Origin of the sequence: Phocaeicola sp. GP0067 (genome assembly GCF_031119655.1) — a bacterium.
Taxonomy (GTDB): Bacteria; Bacteroidota; Bacteroidia; order Bacteroidales; family Bacteroidaceae; genus Phocaeicola; species Phocaeicola vulgatus.
On record NZ_JAVHZY010000010.1, the window covers coordinates 54,719 to 68,459 of the forward strand.

General features: G+C 38.7%; 9 protein-coding genes. 6 read left to right on the forward strand and 3 right to left on the reverse strand.

The window, feature by feature from the left end; all coding sequences use genetic code 11:
* Positions 1-55 precede the first annotated feature (55 nt).
* The 6 genes from RE317_RS09900 to RE317_RS09925 all read left to right on the forward strand — a co-directional run bounded on the left by RE317_RS09900 (position 56) and on the right by RE317_RS09925 (position 6,536).
* Positions 56-1,426: an MATE family efflux transporter gene (locus RE317_RS09900; RefSeq protein WP_005845631.1), complete on the forward strand. Its 1,371-nt coding sequence runs from the start codon at positions 56-58 to the stop codon at positions 1,424-1,426.
* A gap of 53 nt (positions 1,427-1,479) precedes the next feature.
* Positions 1,480-2,109, forward strand: a complete 630-nt coding sequence (locus RE317_RS09905; RefSeq protein ID WP_005845633.1) for an AAA family ATPase — start codon at positions 1,480-1,482, stop codon at positions 2,107-2,109.
* 229 nt (positions 2,110-2,338) lie between these two features.
* Positions 2,339-4,195, forward strand: a complete 1,857-nt coding sequence (locus RE317_RS09910; protein ID WP_008667796.1) for a tetratricopeptide repeat protein — start codon at positions 2,339-2,341, stop codon at positions 4,193-4,195.
* A 158-nt stretch (positions 4,196-4,353) separates the two neighbouring features.
* Positions 4,354-4,758, forward strand: coding sequence for a DUF3244 domain-containing protein (locus tag RE317_RS09915; RefSeq protein ID WP_005845636.1), 405 nt, complete (start codon positions 4,354-4,356; stop codon positions 4,756-4,758).
* Positions 4,759-4,901: 143 nt separating this feature from the next.
* The gene (locus RE317_RS09920; protein ID WP_008667795.1) at positions 4,902-5,828 is read left to right on the forward strand and encodes a hypothetical protein; all 927 of its coding nucleotides are present in this window, start codon (positions 4,902-4,904) and stop codon (positions 5,826-5,828) included.
* A gap of 120 nt (positions 5,829-5,948) precedes the next feature.
* Positions 5,949-6,536, forward strand: a complete 588-nt coding sequence (locus RE317_RS09925) for a cysteine peptidase family C39 domain-containing protein (protein WP_005845641.1) — start codon at positions 5,949-5,951, stop codon at positions 6,534-6,536.
* A 17-nt stretch (positions 6,537-6,553) separates the two neighbouring features.
* On the opposite strand, the gene RE317_RS09930 is transcribed toward RE317_RS09925, so the two are convergent.
* The 3 genes from RE317_RS09930 to RE317_RS09940 form a co-directional block, all read right to left on the reverse strand.
* A complete protein-coding gene (locus RE317_RS09930; protein ID WP_005853052.1) occupies positions 6,554-8,860 on the reverse strand; it encodes an outer membrane beta-barrel family protein in 2,307 nt (768 codons plus the stop codon).
* Positions 8,861-8,889: 29 nt separating this feature from the next.
* Entirely contained in the window at positions 8,890-11,199 is a 2,310-nt protein-coding gene (locus RE317_RS09935; protein ID WP_008667794.1) for an outer membrane beta-barrel family protein, read from the reverse strand.
* A gap of 201 nt (positions 11,200-11,400) precedes the next feature.
* Positions 11,401-13,731 (reverse strand): TonB-dependent receptor, encoded by a 2,331-nt coding sequence (locus tag RE317_RS09940; RefSeq protein ID WP_303266237.1) that lies wholly within the window; start codon positions 13,729-13,731, stop codon positions 11,401-11,403.
* Positions 13,732-13,741 lie beyond the last annotated feature (10 nt).

Sequence of the window (13,741 nt, forward strand, 5' to 3'; positions counted from 1 at the left end):
GTGTACCTTTGCAGCCGAATTCAGGTTAAACAGGTAAAAAGACAGAAAATAAAGTATGGCAAAAACAGGAACCCCCACAGAATTGGGAACACAACCAATCGGAAAATTACTTTTACAATATGCAATACCCGCCATTATCGCTATGACGGCATCTTCCCTATACAATATGGTAGACAGCATCTTCATCGGTCACGGTGTAGGCCCTTTGGCTATTTCAGGACTGGCTATCACCTTCCCGCTGATGAATCTGGCGGCTGCATTCGGTTCACTGGTCGGTGTGGGTGCCTCCACATTAGTTTCCGTAAAATTAGGACAGAAAGATTATGCTACCGCCCAAAACATTTTGGGTAACGTAGTTACGCTGAACTTTATTATAGGTATAGGATTCAGTATATTAACCTTGCTTTTCCTTGATCCTATTCTCTACTTCTTCGGGGCAAGCCCGGATACCATCTCCTATGCACGAGACTACATGGTCATTATCCTGCTGGGCAATGTTATAACCCACATGTATTTGGGACTGAATGCCTTACTACGCGCTTCGGGGCATCCACAAAAAGCAATGACAGCCACCATCACCACAGTAATTATCAATACCATCCTTGACCCTATCTTTATCTATCTATTCCATTGGGGTATCCAGGGTGCCGCCATTGCCACCATTCTGGCCCAAATCATCTCACTGGTGTGGCAATTCAAGACCTTCACCAACAAGAACGAGTTGCTTCATCTCCGCCGAGGCATTTACAAACTGCGCGGTACAATCGTAAAAAACACCATCGCTATCGGTATGTCTCCGTTCCTGATGAATCTGGCAGCATGCTTCATTGTAATTTTCATTAACAAAGGTTTGAAAGAATATGATGGCGATCTGGCTATTGGCGCATTTGGTATTGTAAACCGGATTGTTTTCCTGTTCGTCATGATTGTGATGGGGCTGAATCAAGGAATGCAACCCATAGCCGGTTATAACTTTGGCGCCCAACAATATCATCGTGTAAACCAAGTATTAAAACTTACCATTTATGGCGCCACCGCTGTTACAACAACCGGTTTTCTAGTAGGTGAACTGATGCCCGAATTGGCCGTATCCGCTTTTACCACTCATGAGGGACTGATACAGCTATCAGCTACCGGCTTACGCATTGTAGTCATATTTTTTCCCATTATCGGGTTTCAGATGGTAACGTCCAATTTTTTTCAAAGTATCGGCATGGCCGGTAAAGCCATCTTCCTGTCATTAACCCGACAATTATTATTCTTGCTTCCCAGCATCATCCTGCTCCCTCTTTGCTGGGGATCAGCAGGAATTTGGTGGAGTATGCCAATATCAGACTTGGCGGCAAGTGTTGTCGCAGGAATCATGCTTTACCGCCAGTTCAAGATTTTTAAGACCCACGGTAACAAATTAAAAGTTGAAAATTAAGAATTAAAAATTAGTTTCCTTATATTTGCCCACATAATCAATAGACAACGACTATGAACGAGCATTATGTTATCAACCTAGGACGCCAACTAGGCAGTGGAGGAAAAGAGATAGGCGAAAAACTGGCCCAAGAGTTTGGTATCGCCTTTTACGATAAAGAATTAATCAAACTAGCTTCGGAAGAGAGCGGCCTATGCAAGGAATTCTTTGAAAAAGCAGATGAAAAAGCTTCTCAAAGCATTATCGGCGGTCTGTTCGGAACACGTTTTCCTTTTATCAGCGACGGAGCCATTCCCTATGGCAGTTGTCTGAGCAATGACGCTTTGTTCAAAATACAAAGCGACGTAATACGTGAACTGGCTGAAAAACAATCGTGTCTGTTTGTCGGCAGATGTGCCGACTACATTTTGCGTGACCATCCCCGTTGCGTTAATATATTCGTTTCTGCTTCCAAAGAAGCACGCATCGAAAGATTGATGCATATCCATCATATTTCTACAGAAGCCGCTGAAGAATTGATGGAAAAAGCAGATAAAAAACGGTCGGCTTACTATAATTATTATAGTTACAAAACGTGGGGAGCTGCCGAAACTTATCACTTATGCATTGATTCGTCCGTATTGGGGATTGATGGAACAGTACAATTCATCAAACAGTTTGTAAAATTAAAGTTAGGATTTTAACTACTTTAAAAATGGTATACAGACAATTCAAAGGGTTACCCCAGCTATAATGAAGGGACATGCCTGATTTTTTATTCCGTATTTAAAATAATTCAGGCACATCCCTTTATATTATACCATGGCAGGATAAATCAGAAAATATCAATCTTCAAACTTTTCCTATAAAATCAACCAATTCATTCACTTACGCAACATATCCCATAAGATTCCTATCGCCAATAATATAGAAATGATTACTATGAGCAGTTTCAAATATGCAGGGCTAATAATTAGCATAATTATCAGTCTGATATCCTGTACACACAACAAGAACTACCCCACAGCCTTCCAACCCGAATTGGCAAAGGCAGAAGCAATGATGTACAGATATCCCGACAGCGCACTGCATATATTACAGGGCATACAACCTGACATTCCTTCTGAAAATGAACAATATGCCACATGGGCATTATTGATGACACAAGCTCAATATAAAAACCAAATTGAACAATCCGATTCTTTAATAAATATCGCTTACTCTTATTTCACCAAACATGATAATGCACAAAGAAAGGCATTGGCGCTATATTATAAAGGTATCTTGCGCCATGAAAGTCATCATGCCGAAGATGCATTGTCATTTTATCTAGAAGCAGCGACTGAAATAGAGAAAACAAATGATTATCAATTAGGCTTTCTTATCAATTCAGAGGTAGGACTAATGTATCTGTATCGAAAACTAAATGATTATGCTATGGAATATTTTGAAAAAGCACATCATAATGCCGAACTATCCGACAACCAAACATACATAGCTTTCTCTTTCATCTATATCGCCAGAGCATTTTCACAGAAAAAACAATATAATAAAGCGATAGAATATTATGAAAAAGCTATAAAAATAGGACAAGTGAATAACTATCCTACCATATTGGCAAGCGCCATGAACGAAAGCAGTTTTTTATTTCTTAAAACAGGAGAAAATAAAAAGGCTCTTCAGTATGCAAAAGATTGTATTAAAATAAAAAAGACTGATCAAAGAATATTTTCATTGGGAGATACTTATCGCTATTTAAAAATGTACGATTCTGCATATTTTTACCTAAACCAAGCTTGCCTGTCACCTAATATCCATACAGCCCGTAGCGCCTATCAAGCACTATATTATATTAGTCAAGAAGAAAAAGATTACAAAAAGGCAGTAGAATACAGTAATAAGCTATGGTTCTATCAAGATTCAATAGGTAAAACAGAACGCAATAAAGCATTAATAGAGATGCAAGAAAAATATGATCAGCAAAAAATAATCAATGAAAATAATCTGTCACAAATAAAGAAAGACCGGATCATACGCAATGTGCTCATTGCCTTAATCATTTTGTCTTTCATCATAGCAATAACAAACTATCTATACCAACGAAAAATAGTTTCTCAAAAACAAGAGATATCGGAGAAAGAAGAAAAAATTCGTTATTTCACTATGAAAATACATGAAAATGAGACATTGATAAACCGCAACAAAATGCGGATAGAAGAACTTACGATCCAAATGGAAGGAAGCCTAGAGATAAAAGAACAATGGAAAGAACAAAATAAAATACGACAAGAAATACAACAACAGAATGAAACGCTGAAACTGGAGAACAATAACCTGCAAAATCATATAAGCAATTATGCCCAGTCATTAAAAGAAAAATCGAAAGAACTGGAAGCTATGGAACAGCTATCAAAAGAAAACCAGTATCTACATAAACGCGAGGCTTTTTTATGTAACCAACTCATTAAGCAGACAGAATTATTCAATAAGCTAAAAACAACAAAGTATATAGACAACAAACTATGGCAAGAAATAAAAGAAAAAATAGATTTATTATTCGATAACTATACTAAAAGACTATGTCATCAGATACCTTCCTTAACAGACGGTGATATACAAATATGCTGTTTGATAAAACTACGGTTCAGCAACGGTGACATCGCCAATATGTTAGCCATCTCGCCCACATCTGTGTCCAAAAGAAAATTAAGATTAAAAGAACGCATCGTACAAGAAATAGGTTCATTAGGCGAAAATCAAAGCCTTGATTTATGGCTTATGGAATACTAAAAATAAACAATTGTCTATATCGTCCTCCTATAAAAAAAGGTAATAAGCTAGTTATTAACTTATTACCTTTTTCCATTTGTCCACATGATATCTGCACGTTTTTAAGATTTATCCTCTAACTTTGCCCCAAACAAAACAATTAAAACAAACATAAAGTCATGAAGTTAAAAAGTATAAAGAAAAAGATATGGAGTATAGTTATTATCATAACTACATTAATAGGTATTTTGCCTGTACAAGCCAATACAACAGAAACTCCTGTTAAAGATGTAGAATTGGATGGCAGATGGGATGATCCTATTAGAAGTGCTGCTACCAATTGCCCCATAACTGTATTTACCGATGGCTATCTCCTTACCCTCAAGAACGCGTCACCCGACCGTGATATGACCATCCGCATCACAGATATGGCAAAAGGGGGCGTCGTTTATGAAAATGATATTCCTGAAGTACAGAGCGCTTACATCACAATTTCTATTGCAAATTTCCCTGCAGAAGAATATAAACTAGAAATAACAGGTACACCTTCCGGACATTTAACGGGATATTTCACTCAAGAGTGACAGACCTGTTTTCATAACCCAACTAAAGTATACTTAAACCACTAACTTGATTCATTAGAAATTGGAACATGAAAGTTCCAATTTCTATGAATATAATTTGTCCAAAAAGTTCATTAAACAAATCCATATTAACGCAATAATATATGCTGAATTTCCTTCTTGACATAGCACCGGACAAAAGCCAGTTATTGCTAACCATCAAATTAGCAGGGATATTGCGGGAAAAGAAACAAGAGGTATACTATACCTACACCTCAAACCCTGCTTTTACGCCTGTACTATATGATAAAGGAATAAGCAACTGCGTACTTTATCCAGATGATTTCCGTTGGTTAAAGCCCGACCTAACGCTTCTGGATTGTCGGCATGCAGCACATGCCTCCCTCTATCGGCAGCTAGCCATTGACTATATTTTCATAGCCATGCAGTTGCCTGACCAAAAAAACATACAGGACAAAGATATTTCTATACTTTATCTGCCACCCACTCCCTACCTGTCATCCGGTTCCGGACCACGTTTGGAAACATTGACAAAGAGATTGCAGGATATTAAAAAAGACAAAGAAAGAAATATTATTGTCGGATTATTAGGAAAAGGAAATAAAAATTCAAAGATTCTAGAAGATTTTTATAGAGTTATAAAAAGAAGTTCCATCAGAAATCCCCGGTACCAATTCATATTATTGACCGACATACCAAATGTATATCAATCGTCTGAATTGCCCGACAACATGGAATTATTCCGCACGCTGAACCTTAACACCATATTACCATTATGCGATTTGGCTTTGACCGACTCACATTCTGACGCATGGCTGGATTGTACCTTTGCTCAAATACCGGTACTGAAATATTCGCCTAAAGATATGATAAACATAACTCCGATGAAATTGGAGCAACAAATAGAATATGCATTACAAAATAAAACAACACTAACACAAAAGGCGAAAGAGTTATGCGATTTCTTTGAGCGTAAGAATCGGGAAATAAACAAAATAGCCGATATGTTAATAGAAAGAGCAGGACGTAACAGATATAACTCATGCAGACTCCGGCCGCACACTTATTAAAGTAATTCAGCGTTCATACCTACTTCCACGTCCAAATGAACGTTAATCGCTCCAATGAATTTCTTTTTTTAAGTGATTGCGGCCGCTCCATGAGTTTTCTCTTATAAAACAAACCGGGTTATGACAGAATACGAACTTGATAAAATAAAGAAATCATTTGTCCGTTCCAATGCTAAGTGCCCTGTAGAGGTAGCTTGCCTGCTCACTGTTATAAAATATTACAACGGAAAAGAAACGGACATACATACATTAACCGAATGGTGCAAAATAAATGGAAAGCTTACCTTGGCAGGAATGAAACAAGGGGCTATATATTCCGGCATGAAAGCCGAAATATGTTTGCAAAACATTCATCAATTAACACAAAGAAAACTTCCCATCATCCTTTTCACTCTCAATGATTTCAATGTACCAGGATATGTAGTCTGTTACGGCATTCATGAATCCCGATTCATTATCTGGGAACCGGAATTCGGACTTATGCAATATTGGGCGGACGAAATGAAAACATTATGGATAAAAGGAATAGCCCTGACCCTCTTTCCCACACAAGATTTTATGAATTCGGCAAATCTCCATCTAAAATGGTGGGAAATATATAGCTGGAGCAAACTATGGAAAAGAAAGGTAGAACATTGGTACGAATATATATGGTTAAACGTACCTTTATTCCGCCAAATGGTATATAAGCTGGGTAAGAACAAATGAAATGTGAAAAGTGGCACTCATAATCTTTCCTTCTCACTCTCTCCGGCACCACTACCCTTATATTTATTACGCGTAGCATTAAATTTATAGCGTACCGTCAGCATCACTTTCCTACTATCATAATTATTAATTTGCAAAGAAGATGCCCGGTTATAATACATACGGTTTCCCGACTTCATGCCATGGAACAAATCCGTACCACTCAGTTTCACAGACATCCTATCCCCCCAAAAGAACTTTGTAACCCCGGCATCCACATAAAAAATATTCTTGGTTTCCGAGCAATTCTCCATATCGCCTTTACTTTGATAATTCATTTCCACCGAAGCCATCCAGCCGTGATTAAAATTAAACGTATTATTAAAAGCCCCCGTAAACATCGGTTTGTTCATCTTCAGCAATCCATCGGTAGTCTCCAGATCCAGCCATTGTTTCTGTACTCCCCAATTCAATTGCGGCGACCAGATTCCAAACTTAGGCGCCAATGACAAGAATGCCGAAACAGACTTCAAGCTATGAAGATTTTTGAAAGAAATAAGCGTTACCGCCGGATTATACTCCATTTGTTCCCCCCAGTAAATGATTGCATTTCTTCTGTCATTATAATCCACACTAAACTGCATAAACTTCCATGCCCCCATCAAAGAAACGTTATGCACCACCTCATGTTCCAATAACGGATTGCCGGACTGAAGCGTGAACCTATTGGCATACGTCACATTATTGCTCAACTGCTGGTAGGACGGACGACGCGTCTTTGCCGCATAACTAAGCTGCAACTGCACTCCGCCTATTTCAGAACCCAATGAAACACTCGGAAAGAAATTACTGAAATTCCGGCTTTGTCCTTCCATATATTTCCCATCCTCATAATAATCAAAGTTCACCCACTCATAACGTCCCCCCACGGAGAGTTGCCCTATGGGGGTATTGCGGCTATACTCTAAAAACGGACTGATATTCTGCTCTTTCAGTTCACTGAATGAAGTCGGCACATAACCTTCCGGATTCACATAATCATCCTGCCGCTCTGTATGACTGTATTCAGCCCCTATCAGGACATTTCCTCCAAGCAGCGGACGGCTCAGCACCAGTTTGGCAGCAAAGAGTTCACTTCTCAATGTATTGGTAGAAGTGACAACCCTATCTTCCTTATTGCTGCTTTCTTCACGTTGTATCGTATTGTCTCCGTTTTTGTCAAACAGATAATCCGCATTAAAATCAATCTCCGTTTTTCCCGCCATCCCCTTATAATAAACATTTACCGAATGCGAGGGATTATAATACGCAGTGGCATTGATATCATTCGCCAGATAGTCATAATGCGTGCCATCGGCATATACATCCGAATTAAATATAGTGTGATAGCGGGCATCCGGATTGGCTTTCAATGTATATTTTACTCCGATTGAATTATTTTCATCGAATGCATAGTTCACACCTGCGATATTGGTAAATGCCTGTTGATTCGTTTTTGCGAACTGATAATTGTCCTGATGCCAAAGCGTATCAACATGCACATCTTGAGTAAACCGACTTTCGTCAAACCCTTCACTTTTTCTATAATACACGGTGCCGAACACATCCAATTTATCACGCCGGTAATTCCAGTTCAACTGTTCCACGAAACCGGCATACTCCCACTGATTATAACCGGAACGCACATCAAATCCAAATCCTTCCCCTTTTATGGGGCGGGTAGTAATCTTCACCACTGCTTTCACAGACGCATCATATCTTGCACCGGGGCTGGTAATCAGTTCTACATTCTTAATATCTTCTGACTTCAGCTGGTCCAGTTCCGACAAATCACGCAGCAATCTTCCATTCACATAGATTATCGGGCTCCCTTTTCCAAATACCTCATACGCATCATTTTTCTTCTGAAGTCCCGGTATATGCTTCAACACATCCTCCGCCGTACCCATTTTGCTAAGTACTGTTCCTTGCACATGGGTCTGCAACCCTTCAGCAGTAAGTTTATATGACGGGCGATTCCCCTTTACCACGACTTCCCCCAACAGATTAACATCTTCATGCATCACAATCGTTACCGGAAATTGAGCATAGGCTTTTGTCACCGGAATAAAGCCAAGACAAGAAATTCTGAGTATATTGTTACCGCTTGTTTGGTCTATGCTGAAAATTCCTTGTTCATTGCTAATTGTACCTTGCACAAAAGATGAATCTTTGGAAGATAGCAATACCACATTAGCAAAACTGACAGGATTTCCTTTTTCATCAACTAATGAGCCGGAAACACTCTGTGCGTCAACAATAATCACTTGTAACACTAATCCGAGTAGTAAAATCACTTTCCTCATGTTCTATACTTTTTATTTTTTTGAAATTATCACAAACGTCTTAGCTCATCATTTGCCGCTCCTGTCCCTTTATACTTGCTCTTTGTTGTATTAAACTTATAGCGCAAAGTAATAGAAAATTCACGAGTATCCCATTGATTAGTCTGCTCCCAAATAATACTGCCAAAATATGTTTGCCAATAATTACGTGAACCATGAAAAAGATCGTTCCCTCGAAGTTCCAGACTTAAGGCATCCCTTAAAAATGACTTACGGACAGAGATGTCAACTGTACCATAATTTTTGAACTGATACAAATTCTGATAATTTCCTTTTCCCATAAAAAGCCCATCCAAACTGACAAGAAAATCACCAGGAAGTTCAAATGTATTGTTGAACCTTATTGTAGGACGAGGCTTATTAAACTCTATGCCATCTATTGTCATCCATTGTTTCTTCACGCCGATATTTAGGTTAGGATGCCAAAAGCCAATAGCCGGTGAAATAGAGAAAGAAACATTCAAAGTCGGACGATTATGATAATTGAGGTAAGTCATCATCATTGAATTGCCATTATCTATCGGATCTCCCCAATAAATGATTTCCTTACGCCACTGCTGATAACTGACAAGTAACTGTAAAAAACGCCATGTACCGACCAATGAAATATCGTGAATGGTGCACGGCTCCAGCAATGGGTTACCACGTTGCATAGTGAAACGGTCTACATAGGTGACATTGTTGCTTAACTGGCTATAAGTAGGTCGTTGCGTTTTAGCAGTATAACTCAACTGTGTCCGGACAGAACCTAGTTTTCTTGAAAAAGAAAGATTAGGAAACCAGTTTCCATACATACGGCTCTGTTCATCCATGTGCACACCATCCTTATAATAATCAAAAGTTACATGCTCATATCTTACACCCAATGAAAGGTTACCTATCGGGAACTGACGGCTATATTCGGCAAAGCCACTCAATCCATCTTCCTCTACACGACTGATGGTACTTTCCACATATTTCTCCGGATTACGGTATTCGTCATTGCGACGAGTATCTGTATATTCTCCACCCAACGAAAGATTACCTCCAAACAACGGATAAGAGAGTACCAATTTAGAAGCTAACAATTTATTTCTGATGTAACTCAGTGTATGCACATCACGACTCTCCTGCTCTTGGCTGACTTCGTGATAAAGACCTTTTCCTGTAGAAGTATTAGTATAATAGTCTGTATTAAAATCAATATTCAAATCTCCCACAGTACCATTATAATAAACATTTAGTTGATGAGTAGGCTTACCGGAAGTAGAAGAATACTCTTGATTTTCCAAGTGGTCATAAAACTGATTGTTGGCTGTAATATCATTAGAGGTAAATACATCCGACTTCGTATTTGGACGGGAAGTAAGAGTATAGCGGAATCCCAGTGAATGTTTATCATTCAGGCTGTAATTAGCTCCTATTTCACCTCGTAAAGACTTGTCTACTACAGTTCCATCCAATAAATTCTGATATTTCCATAAAGAATCAGACTCCAAGGTATGTACAATATCATTTTTCATGATATATTCGTTCTTTAAATAACGGAATATACCAAAAATATCAAGTCCATTATGGCGGTAGTTTACATTCAATTGCTCTATCAAGTCTACATTCCGGCTCTGATAGTAACTGGAACGGAGATCGAAGCCGAAACCATCTCCGGCACGCCGGATAGTCTGTATACGGATAACGGCAGTTACAGTTGCATCATAACGTGCACCGGGATTAGTAACAACTTCTACGCTCTTAATATCTTCCGAATTTAGTTGATCCAATTCCGAATCATCACGTACCTGCCGCCCATTGATATAAATAAGAGGTGTTCCTTTGCCAAGCACTTCATAGGAATTCCTCTCTTTTATTACACCCGGTACTTTTCCCAATACATCGCTTGCTGATCCGGCTTTAGAGAGTACACTATTTTGTATATTAGTCACCAGTGCGTCGCCTCTCATGCGAGTAACAGGCATATCAGCTTTTACCACAACTTCAGCCAATATCTGTGTGTCTGAAGCGAGACAGATAATTCCAAGATCTGTACTTCTGTTATCTAATGGACGATAAACAGTAGCATAGCCAATAGATGAGATGCGAAGCACATCCTTTGTTTCTTTGACATTGAGACTAAACGCGCCTTCTTCATTACTGATACTTCCTGCCACGAAAGCAGAATCGGGCAAAGAAAGTAACACTATATTGGCATAAGGGACAGGTTGTTGTTGCTCATCAATTACTTTACCTGTTACCGTAACCTGTGCTTGCAGCTGCACTGCCAACCCCATAAAGAAGTATAAACAAAAAAGTATATTCGCTCTCATATTCTATATTTTTAAAGTTTCAAAAACACATTATATTACAAAGCTATAGAATAATCAACGGCACATTCTATCGGTTTATTATAGAAGCTATTACCTTGATCATAATTCCTTGCATTTTCTTTTTATGATTATTTATCCAAATAAGTTTCTATATACTTCACCACCTCCTTCATCATTTATCCGGCATATTTCCTATCTTATTCATCTTGCAATACCAGTTTCACGATCCACATTATTCATTAACTTTTCCTCTGTCTTATGTTTTAGTCCAGAATTAAAAATCCAAGAGAATGTCAGCACCACCATGTTTGCATTATTTTTGATGTAAGTCCAACTCTTTTTCTGCACCCGTTCACTCATCAGTTTCCAACCGGCACTCCAACCAGCAGGAGTAAAAGGATACAGCACTCCAATACCGGCACTCATATTTTTCCATTTATAAGAACATTGTATAACAGATTTTTTTTCTCCATAATCTATTGATTCTCCGTACAGTGAATTATATCGGTTTCCTATAGACCCATATAAAGAAAAATTCTTATAGTTCAAAGAAGCGTCTCCACCAACATACCAAGCTGTATAGTGATGTAAATAAGAATTTCCTTTGCTCTCAAAACTGTTGAACCCACCATACAAACTAATAGATAATAAATCCGGTATCACATTTATATTAGTATAAAGTCTTCCATTCCATTGAGTAAAGCGTTTCTGATTGTCTATTCCATACTCAATAATATAGCTCCCGTCCGGTTGAGATACACACTCTATCTGTTCCATGATAGGATTTTTGCTAATGCGATGTCCTCCACTTAGCTGGAAACTTACTCTCTTGTTCCCCCATGATAATTGCAGACGATTAATGTATGAACGATAAGGCTTCAAATTCCGGTTTCCTCTGTTTACCTCCAAATCCGTTGTTTGCTGGCGAATATCACTCAATGCTGACAGGCTGGGGACAGAAGGTGAGCAAGTGAAATTATATCGCAGACTTGCCCCTTTAAAAACAGGATAAGAAAGTGACAACATAGGACGAAACATATAGAAAGTAAACCCTTCCTCCGATTCATCAAAATCCTGACGAGATGCACCTATACCCAATGAATAATTTAATTTCGCCCATTTCCCTTGCGCCTGTACGTAACCGTAAAGACTTGAATTATGCATTTCCGCAGATTCATTTACATCACCTGTATAACGATTATGGGTATATGCCTGCATATATTTAATCCCACCTGTCAAAGTTATTTTATCAAATGTTTTTTGATAGATGCCCTCACCAATTAATGAATATCTGGAGCCGTCCGTACCATAATCATAAGAAGACACAGGCGCACCGGCCTCACTATATGCTTCACTATATTCACGTTCATAATCAGAGCCTATATAAGTCCCTACCACATTTAAGGCAAGAAACTGGTCGTGAGGCAAAAACTTTTTATAATATAAATCAAGTGAAGGAGAATGATAATTATATTCGGAACGTGTGTAATTATATAAATCCTTCTGCTCCGTTTCTTTTATCAATTGTCCATAATCTCCATGAGGTGAATTATAAATATTTTCCGTAAAGACAGCATTAAATATATACTTTTCTGGTTTTGTAAGATTATAACTTGCCTCAATCGAATGGTCTTGGTAACTGAAAGGAGTGGAGATACCAATCAGTTCACGCTGACGTTCCTTTGCTTCGGTAAAAGAAAACATTTGCTCTTCATCCACCTTTCGGTCATCATAATCCCGATAACTTAAATAATAATTCAGCCCGAATTGTGACAATTTATGAGTTGCACGAATATACACATTATCATCCCCAAACCCAGTAGTCACAGCATTTGTAAAGCTAACACCCCCGGATATGCCCGACTCTGCCCGACGGACTATATAGTTAATCACAGCCTCAACTTCAGTATCTGCATAACGCACTCCTGGATTATCAATATACTCCACTCTTAAGACTTCGTCCGGTCTTAATGCTTGTACCTGAGCTGTGCTTGCTACAATATCATTAATGCGCAGCTGCACACTTCCTCCGCTGACCGTAGTAATTTTTCGTTCAATACTATTCACTTTCAATCCCGCCAGTTGCATGTGGCTCAACAATTCATACCCCGAAGTAGATGATTTTACCTGTTTGTCGGTAGGCAAAATTATCTGTCGGTCTACCCGTTTCATCACATTCGATGCTTTTACAGTAACCCCTTGCAGCATTATTGCCTCATCAGCAAGTTGGATAGTACCTATATCCAACGGGCGGCTCAAATTATCCAGTCTGATTACTTGGGTGATGTAGCCCACAAAAGAGATTTGAAGCAAGTAATTGTCTGCTTCCAGCTTACTTATGACAAACTTACCTTTCTCATCTGAAGTACATCCGGTGACAAATGTAGAATCAACGCGCTGCAATGTGATATTGGCATAAGAAACAGGCTGTCCTTTGACATCTGATACCTTACCGGAAATTCCTGCTTCTCCCTGAGCATACAGAGTTAAAAAGCTACCTAGAATAAAGGTTATGCAAACAAGTATTTTCATATATCTAAAA